Origin of the sequence: Helcococcus ovis, assembly GCF_004524775.2 — a bacterium.
Lineage (GTDB): Bacteria > Bacillota > Clostridia > Tissierellales > Peptoniphilaceae > Helcococcus > Helcococcus ovis.
This window is the reverse complement of sequence record NZ_CP119081.1, coordinates 683,717-701,255: the sequence shown is the minus strand read 5'-3', so window position 1 is coordinate 701,255 and position 17,539 is coordinate 683,717. Positions and strand designations below refer to the sequence as shown.

15 protein-coding genes are annotated in these 17,539 nt (G+C 27.1%); 2 read left to right on the top strand and 13 right to left on the bottom strand.

The genetic code is table 11. The features are described 5' to 3' along the window. Positions 1–9: 9 nt before the first annotated feature. The 10 genes from EQF90_RS03250 to EQF90_RS03205 form a co-directional block, all read right to left on the bottom strand. Positions 10–1,689, bottom strand: coding sequence for a ribonuclease J (locus EQF90_RS03250; protein WP_134711577.1), 1,680 nt, complete (start codon positions 1,687–1,689; stop codon positions 10–12). Positions 1,690–1,699: 10 nt separating this feature from the next. Next, entirely contained in the window at positions 1,700–1,957 is a 258-nt protein-coding gene (locus tag EQF90_RS03245) for a DUF1292 domain-containing protein (protein WP_134711576.1), read from the bottom strand. Positions 1,958–1,959: 2 nt separating this feature from the next. Beyond that, entirely contained in the window at positions 1,960–2,370 is a 411-nt protein-coding gene (ruvX, locus tag EQF90_RS03240) for a Holliday junction resolvase RuvX (protein WP_134711575.1), read from the bottom strand. Positions 2,371–2,421: 51 nt separating this feature from the next. Further along, positions 2,422–2,691, bottom strand: coding sequence for an IreB family regulatory phosphoprotein (locus tag EQF90_RS03235; protein ID WP_134711574.1), 270 nt, complete (start codon positions 2,689–2,691; stop codon positions 2,422–2,424). An 8-nt stretch (positions 2,692–2,699) separates the two neighbouring features. After that, a complete protein-coding gene (gene alaS / locus EQF90_RS03230; protein WP_134711573.1) occupies positions 2,700–5,294 on the bottom strand; it encodes an alanine--tRNA ligase in 2,595 nt (864 codons plus the stop codon). 14 nt (positions 5,295–5,308) lie between these two features. Beyond that, on the bottom strand, positions 5,309–5,695 hold the full coding sequence (locus tag EQF90_RS03225) for an RrF2 family transcriptional regulator (RefSeq protein ID WP_167554104.1): 387 nt from the start codon (positions 5,693–5,695) through the stop codon (positions 5,309–5,311). Between the two features lie 342 nt (positions 5,696–6,037). Next, a complete protein-coding gene (leuS, locus tag EQF90_RS03220) occupies positions 6,038–8,455 on the bottom strand; it encodes a leucine--tRNA ligase (protein ID WP_134711571.1) in 2,418 nt (805 codons plus the stop codon). A gap of 513 nt (positions 8,456–8,968) precedes the next feature. Further along, positions 8,969–9,856 (bottom strand): TraX family protein, encoded by an 888-nt coding sequence (locus EQF90_RS03215; protein ID WP_134711570.1) that lies wholly within the window; start codon positions 9,854–9,856, stop codon positions 8,969–8,971. Between the two features lie 3 nt (positions 9,857–9,859). Further along, the gene (locus EQF90_RS03210; protein ID WP_134711569.1) at positions 9,860–10,921 is read right to left on the bottom strand and encodes an ArsR/SmtB family transcription factor; all 1,062 of its coding nucleotides are present in this window, start codon (positions 10,919–10,921) and stop codon (positions 9,860–9,862) included. An 8-nt stretch (positions 10,922–10,929) separates the two neighbouring features. Further along, a complete protein-coding gene (locus tag EQF90_RS03205) occupies positions 10,930–11,229 on the bottom strand; it encodes a hypothetical protein (RefSeq protein ID WP_134711568.1) in 300 nt (99 codons plus the stop codon). Positions 11,230–11,539: 310 nt separating this feature from the next. Here EQF90_RS03205 and EQF90_RS03200 point away from each other — a divergent pair, with 310 nt between their 5' ends. Together EQF90_RS03200 and EQF90_RS03195 are read left to right on the top strand one after the other, a co-directional pair. After that, complete coding sequence (locus EQF90_RS03200) at positions 11,540–12,694, top strand: papain-like cysteine protease family protein (RefSeq protein WP_167604075.1); 1,155 nt, start codon at positions 11,540–11,542, stop codon at positions 12,692–12,694. Then, the gene (locus tag EQF90_RS03195) at positions 12,670–13,146 is read left to right on the top strand and encodes a hypothetical protein (protein WP_134711566.1); all 477 of its coding nucleotides are present in this window, start codon (positions 12,670–12,672) and stop codon (positions 13,144–13,146) included. Before EQF90_RS03200 ends, EQF90_RS03195 begins: the two co-directional genes overlap by 25 nt. Before the next feature lie 253 nt (positions 13,147–13,399). Here the strand turns inward: EQF90_RS03195 and EQF90_RS03190 are convergent, their stop codons facing one another. From EQF90_RS03190 to EQF90_RS03180, 3 genes are all read right to left on the bottom strand, one after another. After that, complete coding sequence (locus EQF90_RS03190) at positions 13,400–14,563, bottom strand: IS256 family transposase (RefSeq protein ID WP_330167167.1); 1,164 nt, start codon at positions 14,561–14,563, stop codon at positions 13,400–13,402. A 186-nt stretch (positions 14,564–14,749) separates the two neighbouring features. Further along, a complete protein-coding gene (gene asnS / locus EQF90_RS03185; protein WP_280633469.1) occupies positions 14,750–16,141 on the bottom strand; it encodes an asparagine--tRNA ligase in 1,392 nt (463 codons plus the stop codon). Beyond that, a complete protein-coding gene (locus EQF90_RS03180; protein WP_134711738.1) occupies positions 16,128–17,471 on the bottom strand; it encodes a replication-associated recombination protein A in 1,344 nt (447 codons plus the stop codon). Before EQF90_RS03180 ends, asnS begins: the two co-directional genes overlap by 14 nt. Positions 17,472–17,539 lie beyond the last annotated feature (68 nt).

Here is a 17,539-nt window from a genome sequence, read left to right as displayed (position 1 = left end):
TTCTCATTTCTATATTTCTAATATCATTGTCATAATCATCGGATTTCTCTTTAGCTCAGTATAGAAAAATACTCTTAATTTTTCATTTATCAAATACTTCATTTGATTTGTATCAGAAATTCTCTTTGCATTTATTTCATTTTTGGCATTTTCTAAAATTTTATATGTGCCTTCCATTAAGTTCTTTGAATCTTTTACGTATACAAATCCCCTTGTATTCATCTGTGGTTTTCCAATAATATTACCTGTGTTTTTATCAAACGACATCGCAACATTAATAATACCATCTTCTGCTAATTTTATCCTATCTCTTAAAACTACATTTCCTACATCACCAATACCAAGTCCATCAACTAAAACTTTACCTGCCGGAACTTTTTCTTTCATTTGTGCTCCATGTAGTCCTATTTCAACAACATCTCCTACTTCTGTAATAAATACATTTTCTTCTTTAACACCCATTGAAATAGCGAGATTTTTATGCATAACTTGGTGTCTAATTTCACCATGAGCCGGAATAAAATATTTCGGTTGTATTAATGCTAACATCAATTTTAATTCTTCTCTGGATGCATGCCCCGAAACATGAACATCTGCAAGTTTTGAGTAAACAACATTTACACCTAATTTTGTTAAGTTATTTATTACTGAGCCCATAGCTGCATCATTTCCCGGTATTGGCGTTGCAGATATTACAACAGTATCTTTTTCAGTTAATTTTAATTTACTATGCTCTTCTCTTGCCATTCTTGTAAGAGCAGCCATTTGTTCACCTTGACTTCCAGTTGTCAAAACTACAATTTCTTCAGGCTTAAATTTATTTATCTTATTCATATCTTGAATAGTATCTTTTTTTACTTTTAAATATCCAAGTTCAATTGCTATCTTAACATTTCTAAGCATTGATCTTCCTGATACAAATAATTTTTTATTATTAAATTCAGTAGCATCCAATACCTGTTGTACCCTATGAAGATTTGATGCGAAAGTTGCAACCAAAATCCTACCTTTTGAATCCGCAAATACTTTTTTAAATGTTTCTCTTATAGTTAATTCACTTAAAGTCGATCCCGGTCTTTCAATGTTTGTACTCTCTCCAAACATACATAAAACGCCTTGTTTTCCTAACTCACCAAGTCTTTGCAGATCCATTTTAACTCCGTCAATAGGTGTGAAATCAACCTTAAAATCTCCTGTAAAAAATACGATTCCTATATCTGTGTGAAATGCTAATGCACACGAATCAGGAATTGAATGTGTAACTGCAATAAATTCAACATCTACATCACTAATCCTTATTGTTTGACCTTGTTTTACCGTTTTTAATACGGATTTATTTAATCCGTGTTCTTCCAATTTAGCTTCTATCAATCCAAGCGTTAGAGGTGTTGCATATACTCGCATATTTATCTTTTTTAATAAATATGGTACAGCACCTATATGATCTTCATGTCCATGGGTTACAAACAACCCTTTAATTTTATGTTTATTTTGTTCTAAATATGTGAAATCCGGTATTACAATATCAATTCCCGGCATTGTTTCATCAGGAAATGTAAGTCCCGCATCAACTATAAAAATTTGATTTTTATACTCCAATGCAGTCATATTTTTCCCAATTTCTCCAACCCCACCAAGTGGAATAATTTTAATACTCGATTTTCTTTTTTTTCTATAATATTTATTCATTTTATCTATCCTATTCTTCAATTTCTTCATCTTCCGATTCTAAAAGATCATGATAAATTGCAAGGATTTCTTCTAATTCTTTTTCGTTTTCTATTGTCTTAAATGTAACCTCTTCATTTTCTATTTTGATTTCAAACAAATATAATTCATCAGTTTTTTCATCTAATAAAGCAGCATAATCCTTTTTATCTACTCCAAATGTATCAACAATTAATAAATTAAGAGTTTGTTCTCCATCACTAATTTCAATATATTCTTTATTTTCCATAATTACCTTGCATCTAAATAAGATTGTAAAATAAATGTCGCTGCAATCTTATCTACATGATCCTTTCTTTTTTCCCTTCTTACTTTATTTTCAATTAAAACTCTTTCTGCCGAAACTGTTGTTAGTCTCTCATCAACATAAATAATCTCATTGTCAATTTCTTTTTTTAGTAAATCTACAAAGCTCATTACTCTTTGAGCTGATGGTCCTTTTGAACCATCCATATTATAAGGCATACCAATTATTATTTTAGTTACCTCATTATCATTTATAATTTTTTTAATTTCTTGAATATCACTATCGATATCTTTTCTCTTTATTGTTACCAACCCATTAGCAAATATCAATAAGGGATCGGAAATGGCAACCCCTATTGTTTTAGTACCTAAATCAAGTCCAATATATCTTTTCATAGTTCCTCATTATATTAACCACAAAAATGGGCAGAAAATTCTACCCATATTTTATTTATTAATATCATTTTTTTCAAAATAAAAATTTAAAATATTTTCCAGTAATTCATTTCTATCAATTTGTTTTATAATTTTTCTAGCATCATTATAACTTGTAATATATGTTGGATCTCCAGATAAAATATATCCTATTATTTGATTTGCCGGATCATATCCTTTATCTTTTAAAGAAACATATACCTTTTTTAATATTTCAACAGTTTTATCTTCTTTATTAACTTCCAATTTAAATTTCATTGTTTCTTCAAATTTATTTGTCATAAAATCTCCTAATTAAATTTTTCCTTAACAAATTCTTCTACTTTTGACAGTGCTTCATCTAATTTATTAATATCCTTACCCCCAGCTTGAGCAAAATCCGGTCTTCCGCCACCATTTCCACCTGTGGCTTGTGCTACACTTCTTACAATATCTCCAGCTTTAATATTATTCTTTATTAAATTTTTTGATACAGACGAAATAAATAATATTTTATCGCTAAATACACTTGCTAATAATACAACTAAATTTTTTTCATTATTTTGAAGTTTATCAGAGATATTTTTTAGTGATTGACTATCAACTTCTTTCAATTTTTTCACTAATAATTTCAATCCTTCAAATTCTTTTATTTCCGAGGAAATTTCATTAATTAATGAATTTTCTTGTAATGACTTAAATTGATCAATTTTTTCTTTTAAGGATTTTTCTTCTGCAATCATACTGTTAATTTTAGATTCAATACCATCTTTTTGTGTTTTAAGTAATTTAGAAATATTTTCTTCCTTCATTTCCAAATCATTTAGATATCTATAAACAGATAAACCTGTAATAGCCTCTATTCTTCTAACCCCTGCGGCAATACCTGACTCAGAAATAATCTTAAACATCATAACTTCAGAAGTATTTCTAACATGAGTACCACCACATAGTTCAACTGAGTAATCTCCCATACTTACAACTCTAACTATATCTTTATACTTATCTTCAAATAATCCGATTGCTCCAAGTTCTTGAGATTTTTCAAGTGTAGTTTCGACTATTTTAACAGGATAATTTGAAAATATTGATTCATTTACTAATCTTTCTATTTCACTTAAATCTTCTTCACTTATTGCTTCAAAATGTGTAAAGTCAAATCTTAGTCGTTCATCTGTAACTAATGAACCGGCTTGATTAATATGGTTTCCTAAAACTGTCTTTAAGGCTTTATTTAATAAGTGTGTTGCAGAATGATTTTTCACAATTGAATTTCTTCTATTAACATCAATTTTAGCTACTACTTCATCGCCAACATTAAACTCCCCAGTTTCACATTCAACAAAGTGATAATAAATATTATCAGCAGTTTTTTTAGTATCTAAAACTTTTAATATACCATTTTCACTTTCTAAATACCCTCTATCACCAATTTGTCCACCACCTTCTCCATAAAATGGTGTTATATCCAAAATAACAATTGCCTTTTGTCCTTCTGAAATAGACTTTAATTCTGAATTTTCGATACCAATAATTTTTGAGTTTGATTCAATATTTTCATATCCAATAAATTTTGTTGCTTGATATCCTGAAATTTCAATTTTGTCGTCTTCCCAACCACCTTCAAAACTCTTACCTGATCTAGATTTTTCTTTCTGAGCTTCCATTTCCTTTGAAAAACCATCTCTATCTATTTCAATATTTCTTTCTTTAGCAATTTCTTCAGTTAAATCAACAGGAAATCCATATGTATCATAAAGTTTAAATGCATCAATTCCTGATAATATTTTTTCTTGTCTTAACTCTAATTGATCTAACATATTATTTAATATTTCTAAGCCTTGATCAATTGTTTCTTGAAATTTTGATTCTTCTCTATTAACAATCTTAAATACTCTGTCTTTATCTTCAAGTAATTCTGGATATTCCGGAGAATATATTTCCATAACAATTTGGATTAACTTTTCTAAAAAGTGTCCATTTATGCCTAAATGTTTACCATGACGATATGCTCTTCTGATTAATCTTCTTAAAACATAACCTCTTCCTTCATTTGAAGGAATAACTCCATCATATACTAAAAATGACATTGCCTTTGAATGATCCATAATAACTCTAAATGACTCATTAATCTTTTCACTTTCACCATATTTTTTACCTGATAATTCTTCGATTGCTTTTAACAATGGTCTAAATGTATCAAGTTCAAATATATTAGCTGCATTTTCAACTATCAATGCAAGTCTTTCTAACCCCATACCTGTATCAATATTTGGATGATCTAGTGGTAAGTATTCACCGTTTGAGGTCTTATTAAATTGTGTAAATACTAAGTTCCAAATTTCTAAATATCTATCGTCGCCTTCATATTCTTCACCTCTATCATACATTATTTCAGAACATGGGCCACATGGACCTTCTTCAATTTCCCAAAAATTATCTTCTTTTCCTAATCTTGAAATTTTATCTTCAGAAAGTCCAATTTCTTTATTCCAAATTTCATATGCTTCATCATCATCTAAATAAACTGTAACTGATAATTTTTCCGGATCAAGTTCAATAACTTTTGTCAAAAACTCCCAAGCCCAGTTTATAGCTTCTCTCTTAAAATAATCTCCAAATGAAAAGTTACCTAACATTTCAAAAAATGTAGCATGTCTATGTGTTTTCCCAACATTGTCAATATCACCTGTTCTAATACATTTTTGAGAAGATGTCGCTCTATTTTTAGAAAACTTTTTCGTTCCCATAAAGTATTCTTTAAGTGGAGCCATTCCGGCATTTATCAATAATAAACTTTTATCCTTATTTGGAATTAAAGAATAACTCTTTAGCCTTATGTGTTGTTTAGATTCATAAAAATCTAAAAATTCTTTTCTCAATTGGTTAAAATTTAATTTTTTCATTATACCCTCTATTTTTATATTTGATCCAATGTTAAATGATCAATTACATTAGATACAGCATTATCTATTTTAGAAAAAACTTGTCTGGAAGCACAACCCTGCAATAAGCACTTCTCATCATTACATCTATGTGAAAGCTCAATGTTGCCTTCTAATATTCTTATTACATGCCCTACATTTATTTTAGAAGGGTCACTTTTTAATTTATACCCACCTTCTTTTCCTCTATAACTTTCAATAATATTGGCTTTTTTCAGTTTTCTAAATATCTGCTCTATATATGTTTTACTTAAATTTAATTGTGTAGAAATTTCAGAAATATTAACCGGACCTTTATCATATTTATCCCTTAAATATGCTAATGCTCTTAATCCATATTCGCTTTTAGTGGTCAAATTCATATTTCCCTCCATTCTTCATAATCTATATATAAATATATCAAATAATGCCCCCCATTGTAAAGGAAAAAGGAATATTTATTTGTTATAAAATTGTGTAAAATTCAATATTTATTTAATATAAATGCATAATTTTTTTAAAATTTTACATATAGAATTATTTCAAAAATAAAAAACAAATTATATATTTTTAACCTTATATGCATATTAGGAAAAGTACTGTTGCAAGATAAATAAAAAAGTTATTTTGCAATAGATCATTTTATACTATTATCAATCAATACATATATTTAAATAAAAAATGAAAGAGAATTAGAAATTTCATTCTCTAATTCTCTAAATATCTTAATTTGCAACAATATTTAATATCTTTCCTGGCACAAATATAACTTTTCTTACAGTTTTTCCTGCTAAAAATGCTTTTACGTTTTCTTCTTGTTGAGATTTTTCTATAATTTCTTCTTTACTTGCATCTTTAGAAACTTCTATTTTACCTCTAACTTTACCATTTACTTGTACCGGTATTTCTACCATATCACTTGTTAACTTACTTTCATCAAATGTCGGCCAAATATTAGCATTAGCCATTTGTGTTTTATGGCCAAGTATTTGCCAAATTTCTTCAGTTAAATGAGGTGCACAAGGATTTAATAAAATTAAATATGTTTCAAGTTCTTTTTTATTAATTTGTCCTTTTTTAGTAAATGAATTTAGTAATATCATCAATTGTGAAATTGCTGTATTAAATTTCATTGATTCATAGTCGTCTGTGACTTTTTTGATTGTTTGATTAATTAACACTTCCATATCTGACGAATATTCATTTCCCTTAACTAAAATATCCTGCAATCTCCACACTCTATCAAGATATTTTCTAACTCCTACTAAAGATTCATCTGACCATGGAACTGATTTATCAAATTCAGAAATAAACATCTCATAAGTTCTAAGAGTATCTGCTCCATAGTTTTCTACAATATCATCTGGATTTACAACATTACCTCTTGATTTTGACATTTTTTCATTATTTTCACCTAAAATCATACCATGAGAAGTTCTTTTCATGTATGGTTCTTTTGTGGGTACTACTCCTATATCATATAAGAATTTATGCCAAAATCTTGAATACAATAAGTGGAGTGTTGTATGTTCATTACCACCATTGTACCAATCAATTGGTGAAAAATATTCAACTTCATCTTTACCTACTAAAGCATCTTGATTATTTGGATCCATATATCTCAAATAATACCATGATGACCCTGCCCATTGTGGCATTGTATCAGTTTCTCTATGTGCTGGTCCACCACAAATTGGGCATGTTGTATTTACAAATTCCGGTATTGTTGATAATGGAGATGAACCATCATCTGTTGGTTCATAATTTTCAACTTCCGGAAGCAATAATGGTAATTCTTTTTCATCTATAGGGTTCCAACCATGTTCTTCACAATATACCATTGGAATCGGTTCTCCCCAATATCTTTGTCTTGAAAATACCCAATCTCTCAATTTAAAATTAGTTTTCTTTTCACCTAAACCATTTTCTTCAATGTATTTTATAATTTTTTCTTTAGCATCTTTTACTTCTAATCCATCTAAAATACCTGAATTAATCATAGTTCCTGTTTGTGTATCTGTATATGCTTCATTTTCAACATTTCCACCACTTACAACTTCAACTATTGGAAGATTGAATTTTTTAGCAAACTCATAATCACGTGTGTCATGAGCAGGCACTGCCATAATCGCTCCTGTACCATATGTAACCATTACATAATCTGAAATCCATACAGGTATTTCTTCATTTGTTAAAGGATTTATAGCTTTAACCCCTTTCAATTCAACACCTGTTTTATCTTTATTCATTTCTCCACGTTCAAAATCCGATTTTTTATTTGCTAAATCTTTATATTTCAAAACTTCATCGTAGTTTTCAATTTCATCTTTTAATATATCAATAATCTTATGTTCAGGAGCAATGACCATATATGTGCTTCCATAAATAGTATCCGGTCTGGTTGTATAAACAGTTAATTTTTCATCGTGATTTTTTATAGAAAAATTAATTTCTGCTCCTTTTGATCTTCCAATCCAATTAATTTGCTGTTGCTTGATATGTGGCAAATAATCCACCAAATCCAAATCATCAATTAATCTGTCTGCATATTCTGTTATCTTCAGCATCCATTGATTTCTTACTCTATGTTCAACTTTAGCTCCACATCTCTCACAATGTCCATTAACTACTTCTTCATTTGATAAACCTACTTTATCATTTGGACACCAATTTATTGGATATTCTTTTTTATACGCCAAACCTTTTTTAAACATTTGAATAAAAATCCATTGAGTCCACTTATAATAATCAGGTTGAGTGGTATCTATAACTCTATCCCAATCAAACGAAAATCCGATAGATTTTAATTGTTTTGTAAAATTTTCGATATTTTGTTCTGTAACTATTCTTGGATGTATTTTATTTTTTATCGCAAAATTTTCTGTAGGCAATCCAAAGGCATCAAATCCCATTGGATATAGCACCACTTGATCCTGCATTCTTCTTTTTCTGGAAACGACATCTAATGCAGTATATGATCTTGGATGTCCTACATGAAGTCCAGCTCCCGATGGATATGGAAATTCTACTAAAGCATAAAATTTTTCTTTGCTCTTATCCATTACTGTCTTAAATGTTTTTTCTTCTTCCCAAATCTTTTGCCATTTTTTTTCAATTGCATTTGGGTTATATCTTTCAACCATTATTCATCTCCTGTAACTTTTAATATATATTATAATACCATAAGTTTTTAATTATGTTTAGTAAAAATAAAAGATTTACTTATGTCACTAGTCCTCGCCCTTAGGTCTGCGGAGGTGGTATAAGCAAATCTTTTATTTTTCTAAATTTAACCCCTGCTTTTTTACATTTCCCTATTTTGCTGGGGCTATTTTTCCTTACTTTTTTATTTTCTGACCCCATCATATCTTGTTTTCTTTATTTAGCTAGGGCTATTTTTATATAGATTTTTTCATAATAGCCCCAGCTTTTGTTTACTTCTCTCTTTTGCTGGGGCTATTTTTCTTTATTTTTTTATTTTCTGACCCCATCATATCTTGTTTTCTTTATTTAGCTAGGGATATATCTCAATTTTTTTAAAAAATCCAGCCCATACTTTTTCCCTTTTCCTTATTTTGCAGGGGCCACATTGCTTCATTTTCATTAAATTTGGCATCAGCTTTTCTATCTTTTTGTCTTTCGCTGGGGCCATGAACTTATTTTATTAAAATTTTAAATAAAGATATAAACACTATATGTAGCGGATATATTATATAAAATAAATATTTAACTGATAATCCTCTTTTTTGATTATATAAATATATAAATAAAACTGATAACACAGCAAATACTGCAAGTTGAACATTTGCATAATATGTAAAAATTGCCCAAACAGCAATAAGTACAAGCTGTCTAACTTTGTCATTTCTAAGTAAAAATATAAACATAATAAGCATAATAGCATTATAATTATAATTTGCTACTGTTCCCATAAAATACACACTAACAATTAGTGCAATCACTGGAATAATTAATTTTTTATATTTTTTATATTCCATGTATTTTTCAATAACTATTATCAATCTCATGAATATCAGAGAAATCCCCAATTCATACATAATATTTAAATTATCTGCAGAAAGTAGCACATATCCATTATATTCTAATTTTAACGGAACTATTAAATAAGCAAATACAATTAAAAATAGTGAAGTTTTAACTTTTTCATCACATATATATTTCCAATATGCAAAAATTATAAATGCAATAAAAATTAAATATTCAAACTTGTATGAAAATGTAAAATAATTTGAAGCAAGTCCTCCAAACATATAATTTTCTTGAGTAAATAAAAACACAAATGGAATTTGTGTTTTTAACGCAAACACATGTAATCTATCAATATATTTTTTTAAATTTTTTGTTTTTAAATATCCTTCAACTAAGAAAAATGAAAATATAGGTAATGCAAGCCTTCCTATACTTCTCATTAAAAAAGCATATTGAAATGGAACTATCTCAATTCCACTTAATTGAAAATAAGCACCAACATGATCTATTAGCATCGCAATAATAGCAATCAATTTAATAGTAAATCCCGTCATAATTTATCTCTCTATTATCTCTTGTAAGTATTTAATAATACTTTCAATTGATTTTTTATTAATTGTGTAATATATTTTTTTGCCATCGATTTCTGAATTAATTAAATTATTTTCCATTAAACTTGTTATGTGATGACTTACCGTACCAGTACTTATTCCAAGTAAATCAGATAACTCTTTACCATATTTTTTACCATTAGATAAAATATTTAATAGTTCAAATCGTTTTTCATCAGAGATAGCACATAATTTATTATAAATATCTTGCTCAGTTTGCTCATCTCTTAAATGCATTTTTTTCAATAATGGAATATATCCCAAGAAGAATGTTCCTAATATTTTTTTATTTTTTTCCTCCACACTAAAGGCAAGCAATTGATTTAATTGTATAAAAATTTTCAAATCAATTTCTTTAATTTGTTTGTAAACATCTGTGTCTTTAATTATGTTAAAATCCTTAAATTTAGTTATTTCATCAAAATCTAAATCAAAATCTAAAAGTTTATATTCAATAATTTTTATATATTCTTTAATAATATTTTCTAATTTTTCAATAAAATCTATAAATCTATCAAACATACCATTTATATTATTCATAAATTTAAGTATTGCATATTTTTGCTTATCATTAAAAATGCTGATTTCATCAATAAATTTAATCATATTATTATCTTCATAATTAAATCCTTGAGACTCCATGTTTGAAATAAACATTTTATTAAATAGTTTACTTAATTCATCATTATTATATTCTAATATACTAGTTTTTAAATTTGAATAAATCATCATATACATGATATTTGGATTATTTTCTTCTTTATAGATGTAAAATAAATTTTCAAATTCTGAATTTTCTTTTATTAATTTTCTACCTTTCTTCCTAATTTTAATTAAAAATTCTTCCAATTGATTAAATTCTGAATCTAGTTGTTTTTTATTAATTACATATTTTTCATTTTCATCAAATATTTCAGTATCAAATGATTCATCATTATTAAATAGATAATTAGCTAATAATAGCGCTTCATTAAAATAATTTATTTGTAATTTTTTATTAAATTTCATGTTTTCTCCTATATAAACGGAAATATATTAAAAACTATTCCATCTTCAAACATTTTTAACACACAATAAATGCCATATTTTCCTTCTAAAAAATTATCTAAATTAATTTTTAAATTAGGATTGTAAAATTTATTATCTTTTAATGTAATTAATGTATCATTGTAATATAAATTAGCATTTTCAATAAAATTATTATCTTTCGTATACTCATATAAATTTAGATATGTATACAAAAATCCTGCACTTCCAAAATAAAAACTTGGAGAAGGAGAATATATTTTAGAACATTGATTTATAAGTTTATAAATATATTTATCTTATTTATCCGTTTGATTTATTTTACCATAAATAATCAATAAATTTAATATTCCAAATATTCCATCTTTTATACATTTTATGATATTAAATTTATTAATCTTTATTGATATATATAAAAATTATATGTTATAATGACATAAATAATATAAAAAAAATAATATTAAAGAGGAGGTGAAAAATGTTTAGTATTAATACTCAATTATATCCTAGCAGATATAGTAATGGAGATATTTTTGGATTATCGATAACATTTAACTAAAATTTATATAATTATAATGTATGAATAAAAAGGAGATATCTATGACTATAAAAAATTCATTAAAAAAAATATTAAGTTTAATATTAATTTTTTCCATTATTTTTTTTAACATAAGTATTGGAAAAGTGATTGCTATAGAAAATGATGATAATAAGTCATATATAATTACTGAAAATATTGAGTATGATATAAAAAAATATGCCGAAAGTATATTTCAAAAGCATTTAATAGCATTAATTGATGCTCAAGAAATAAAAGGAAATGTTTCTGATTATATATTAGGAACTCCATTTAAAATATATAATGTAATAAAGAATACTAATTCTACATGTTTTCCTATAATAAGAAACTCTAAAATAGTATTAATACTTGAAGTATATGGTGATAAATTTAACTATTTATCTTCATTATCCAAATCTTTTTCAGAAAATTTAGAAATATTATTAAAAAATATGCAATTAAAATCAAAGGAATTTATATTATTAACAGATGGTATAAATTTGAAAGCATATGATGGAGAAAATAACATTAAATTGTATGAAATATATGAAAATGAACATAATGAAAAATTTTTATCAAAAAATGATTCAGTTGACTTGAAAAATAAAAATAAATTATCTTTAACAGATTTAACTAAAAAAATGAATACTCACAATGTTGGAATTAATAATATTTCGATGTTTAATTATAATCCAAGAGATATATCTTTATTTTCATCAATAAGTCCTTATGAAGGAAAAACTTTAAATGTTAAAGGTGTTGATCAAGGGAATCATCCTTGGTGTTGGGCAGCAACTACAGCTGCAATGATTAACTATTACAAGAATTATTCTTTAACGGCAAAACGAATTGCAGAATATGTATTTCCAAATAATCCTGAACAGGGCGGAAATTGGGCAAATATGAAGAAAGCATACAATCATTGGGGACTATATCCAACACATAAAGGTGTAATAGGGTTTAACACTGTTGCATGGAATATTGATAGAAATAAGCCTATGCATATAAGATTAAAGGGGCATTCAGTAGGTTTAATAGGATACCAAAGATGGATACCTAATTATGGTGGTGATAGAGTTCTTATATTATTAGAACCAAATGGTGGTGTAAAGAAAAGTGTAACTTTAAAAAATAATAATTTTTATTATTCTTTAGGGGGAGGTTCAAACGCATGGGTATATACAATAGAATTCTAAAAAGTGTAGTTATAATATCTTGCATATTTATATTAGTTTCCTGTAATAAAGAAAGTTTTTATATATTTCCAACTGATAAAAAAGGTTATCCTAATAAAGTGATTTTAATAGATAATAAGTCTTATGGATTAAAAAATTTTGGATATGATGGATTAGGTGATAATATAGAGCTTAATGTTAAAAAATCTTCAAAGAGTTATACTAAAATTATATTACCTAAATTATATCCAACGCATGCATGGAAATTAGAGATAGAAAATGATAATATACTTAAAGAATATAATCAAATAGAATTAGATATAAAAGAAGCAGAGAGACGTGATGGATATTCCAGTGAATTGCAACAATATATTATTAATAATAAAGAAATAAATAATAAAAAAATAATATTTAAATGGAAAAATCTTGAAAAAAAAGAAGAGCCTTATATTGTCACGCTAATATTTAATTAATAGGTTCTACGGTTATGTAAATAATTTTGTGTATCAGTCTATTACTGATTAAGATATATTGATATTTTTGAAAAATTAATTCTGATCAGATATTTTATTTTTCAATTTGATTGTTACATAAAATTTTAAATTTATCAAATTTAATTTTCCTAATTTTAGGTATACAAAACCAAAGACACAGTCAAGGGCGAATTTTCGGCGAAGCGAACCCTTGACTTTGCCTTTGGTTTTGTTTATTCTTCAACAAAGAAAATTAAATTCTACCTTCAAAATAAATAGATAATTGAGATATTATTAAATCCCATTGATTCATTCTACTTGTCCATTTATTTGATGCATCTACCATTGCTAAATACAGACTTTTAGCTAGTGCATAATCATTTGTAAATATTGCTTTATTTTTAGTTACTTTTCTTAACTGTCTATTAAAATTCTCTATTGAGTTTGTTGTATATATTAATCTTCTTATATCTTTTGGATACTTAAAATATGTTGAAAGTTCAGCCCAATTATTCTTCCAACTTTTTACACATCCAGGATATTTCTTTGCCCATTTTTCTTCAAAGTTTTCCAAATTTTGTAATGCTGTTTTCTCATTTTTTGCTTGGTATACCATTTTTAAGTCTTTCATTAAGTCTTTTAAATCTTTATATGATACAAATTTTGTTGAATTTCTTATTTGATGAATTATACATTTTTGTATTTCTGTTTTTGGAAATACTGCTTCTATTGCTTGACTTATTCCTGGTAAATTATCACTTGATATTATTAAAATATCTTCCAAACCTCTATCTTTCATTTGATTTAGAACCATTAGCCAATATTTAGATGTTTCATTTTCTCCAATCCACATTCCTAATATTTCCTTAAAACCATTTATGTTATATCCTAAAGCTATGTATACAGCTTTTTTTACTATTAGACCATTTTCTCTTACATGATAGTGTATTGCATCTATGAATACAAAAGGATAAACCTTATCTAAAGGTCTATTTTGCCACTCATCAATAGTTGGTAATATTTTATTTGTAATGCTGCTTACAAGTCCTGCTGATACTCCAAAACCATATATATCTTTAATGTGTGATGAAATATCTCTTGTTGTCATACCTTTAGAATACATTGATATTATTTGTGCTTCAATATTTGAAATATCTTTATCGTATTTTTTCAATATTTGTGGCTCAAAACTTGCATCTCTATCTCTTGGTATATTTATTTCTAGTTTTCCAATGCTGGATTTAACTGTTTTTTTACTACTTCCATTTCTTGTATTTATTGAAAGTGGTGTTTGTCCATATTCATAATCCAAATGCTCATCAATTTCTGCTTTTAACACGCTTTCTATTGTTTCTCCTAGCAAGTCTTTTAATGCTTCTTGTATATCTTGTGCAGTTTTTATATCGTATGACTCTATTAATTATTTTGCTAATCTACTTTTTGCTGTTTTTGTTTTTTTCTTCCCATAAAAAAATCCTTCTGATTAAGTTTATATTACCTTAATCAGAAAGATTTTCATACACAAAATTTATTACAGTCTCTTAAAAAGAAAAAGCTATTACAAAATAACATTTTTAGTTATTTTGCAACAGCTCCTTACTTACTATTTAACTTCTTTCATGCTGTGTACTGTTCTTGGATATGGTAAAACATCTCTAATATTTTTCATACCTGTCATGTACATAACCATTCTTTCAAAACCTAATCCAAATCCACCGTGCTTTACCCCACCGAATCTTCTTAAGTCTGAATACCATTTATAATCTTCTGCGTTAATACCTTTTTCTTCCATTAATTGTAATAATGTTTCTAAATCATTTTCTCTTTCAGATCCACCAATTAATTCTCCAACCCCCGGAACTAACATATCCATTGCAGCAACCGTCTTTTTGTCATCATTTAATTTCATATAGAATGATTTAATATCTTTTGGATAATCTGTAACAAAAACAGGGCCATTAAATACCTCTTCTGTCAAATATCTTTCATGTTCTGTTTGTAAATCAGAACCCCATTTAACCGGATATTCAAATTTCTTACCTGAGTTTTGTAAAAGTTCAACCGCTTCTGTGTATGTTACTTTCTTAAATTCAGAATTTACAAGTTTTGTAAGTCTTTCTTTAATACCTTTTTCAACGAATTGGTCAAATAAATTCATTTCTTCAGGTAATTTTTCCATCACATATTTAACTATATATTTAACCATATCTTCTGCAACTTCCATAACATCTTTTAATTCAGCAAATGCTATTTCAGGTTCAATCATCCAAAATTCAGCAGCATGACGTGGAGTATTTGAGTTTTCCGCTCTAAATGTTGGCCCAAAAGTATAAACTTTTGAGTAAGCCATAGCAAAACCTTCAACTTCAAGTTGACCACTAACTGTAAGGTTTGATAATGCACCGAAGAAATCTTTTGAATTATCTACCTTACCTTCTTCATCTCTTGGAGGATTATTTAAATCTAATGTCGTTACTCTAAACATTTCCCCTGCACCTTCAGCATCTGAAGCTGTTATTAATGGAGTATGAATGTATACAAATCCTCTTTCATTAAAAAATTTATGAATAGCAAATGCTAATTCACTTCTTACTCTAAATACTGCATTAAAAGCATTAGTCCTTGCTCTTAACGAAGGTAATGTTCTTAAAAACTCAAATGTATGTCTCTTATTTTGTAATGGATAATCCTTATCAGAGTCATTTAAAATTTCTATTTCTGTTGCTTGAATTTCAAAATCTTGTTTTGCATTTTCCGGTTCAACCAAAACACCTTTTACATTAACCGCAGCATAAATGCCTAATGAGAATATTTCCTTAAAATTTGATAAATCACTATTTACGATTACTTGAACATTATTAAAAAACGATCCATCATTTATTTCTAAGAAACCAATTGTTTTTGATTCTCTTGATTTTTTTATCCAACCGTGTATTTCAACTTCTTTGTTTACATAATCTTTATAGCTTTTAAATAGCTCTTTAATTTCCATTATTATGTCTCTCCTTAATTTTATTTAATCTATCATTTATGGATTTTTCATATCCTATTTTTTTATTTTCATAAAATATTATATCACGAATTTCTTGTGGAAGATATGTTTGATTTACATATCCCAAATCATAATTATGAGGATATTTGTATCTTTCTCCTCTTCCTAACTTATGAGCGTCTTTATAATGTGAATCACGTAAATGCGTCGGAACATTATAATGCTTTCCGTTTTTAACAAAATCTATCGCCTTATCTATAGCTAAATATGCAGAGTTAGATTTAGGTGCTAATGCCATATATATAACAGCATTTGATAAAATAATCCTTGCTTCAGGCATCCCTACAGCATTTATAGCTTGAAATGTGGAGTTAGCAATATTAATTGCATTTGGATCTGAAACACCAATATCTTCGGCTGCAAAAATTAAAATACGTCTTGCAATAAATTTTATGTCCTCTCCAGCTACTAACATTTTAGCTAAATAATATAACGAAGCATCCGGGTCTGAGCCTCGCATTGACTTTATAAAAGCAGATATAGTATCATAATGTTCATCAGCCGATTTATCATATATCGCTGCTTTTTTTATAACTGTATCTTGTAAAACTTTTAAGTCTAAAAATATTTTACCATCAATTGAATCGGTTGAAAGCACTGAAATTTCAAGATTGTTTAATAATTGTCTTGCATCTCCTGATGATGTCATTATTAAATAATCAATAGCTTCATCTGTTATTTCAATATTCAAATTACCAAATCCATTTTTTTTATCATTTATAGCATTATTTATCAATTTTCTTAAATCATTATCTTTAAATCTTTCTAAAGTTAAAATATGTGCTCTAGAAATCAAAGCTTTATTTACTTCAAAATATGGATTTTCCGTAGTAGCACCTATTAAAGTTATCAACCCACTTTCAACGTGTGGTAACAGTGTGTCTTGCTGCGATTTATTAAACCTATGAATTTCATCTATAAATAATAATGTTCTAATAGAATACAATGATAAATTATTCTCTGCTCTTTCTATAACATTTTTTATATCTTTAACTCCCGCAGATGTAGCTGATAACTCAACAAAATCCATTTTTGTACTTTTCGCTATTATATACGCTAATGTTGTTTTACCAGTTCCCGGAGGTCCATAAAATATCATAGAAGATAATTTATCAGCTTTTATCATACGATATAATGGCTTATCTTTTCCTATTAAATGTTCTTGTCCAATAAAATCATCAATAGAGTTTGGTCTTAGTCTAGCAGCCATTGGTCTATTTGTACTCAATTGTTCATTTTTATTAATATCAAAAAAATCTAGATTATCATCCATCTAATTCTCCATTTACTAAGTAATACCTAAAAACTGCTACAAAACATGTTTTGCAGCAGTTAAATTAA

Coding starts and splice junctions, on each gene's coding strand:
- EQF90_RS03250 (WP_134711577.1), bottom strand. CDS start 1,689: ATGAATAAATATTATAGAAAAAAAAGAAAATCGAGTATTAAAATTATT.
- EQF90_RS03245 (WP_134711576.1), bottom strand. CDS start 1,957: ATGGAAAATAAAGAATATATTGAAATTAGTGATGGAGAACAAACTCTT.
- ruvX (WP_134711575.1), bottom strand. CDS start 2,370: ATGAAAAGATATATTGGACTTGATTTAGGTACTAAAACAATAGGGGTT.
- EQF90_RS03235 (WP_134711574.1), bottom strand. CDS start 2,691: ATGACAAATAAATTTGAAGAAACAATGAAATTTAAATTGGAAGTTAAT.
- alaS (WP_134711573.1), bottom strand. CDS start 5,294: ATGAAAAAATTAAATTTTAACCAATTGAGAAAAGAATTTTTAGATTTT.
- EQF90_RS03225 (WP_167554104.1), bottom strand. CDS start 5,695: ATGAATTTGACCACTAAAAGCGAATATGGATTAAGAGCATTAGCATAT.
- leuS (WP_134711571.1), bottom strand. CDS start 8,455: ATGGTTGAAAGATATAACCCAAATGCAATTGAAAAAAAATGGCAAAAG.
- EQF90_RS03215 (WP_134711570.1), bottom strand. CDS start 9,856: ATGACGGGATTTACTATTAAATTGATTGCTATTATTGCGATGCTAATA.
- EQF90_RS03210 (WP_134711569.1), bottom strand. CDS start 10,921: ATGAAATTTAATAAAAAATTACAAATAAATTATTTTAATGAAGCGCTA.
- EQF90_RS03200 (WP_167604075.1), top strand. CDS start 11,540: ATGACTATAAAAAATTCATTAAAAAAAATATTAAGTTTAATATTAATT.
- EQF90_RS03195 (WP_134711566.1), top strand. CDS start 12,670: ATGGGTATATACAATAGAATTCTAAAAAGTGTAGTTATAATATCTTGC.
- EQF90_RS03180 (WP_134711738.1), bottom strand. CDS start 17,471: ATGGATGATAATCTAGATTTTTTTGATATTAATAAAAATGAACAATTG.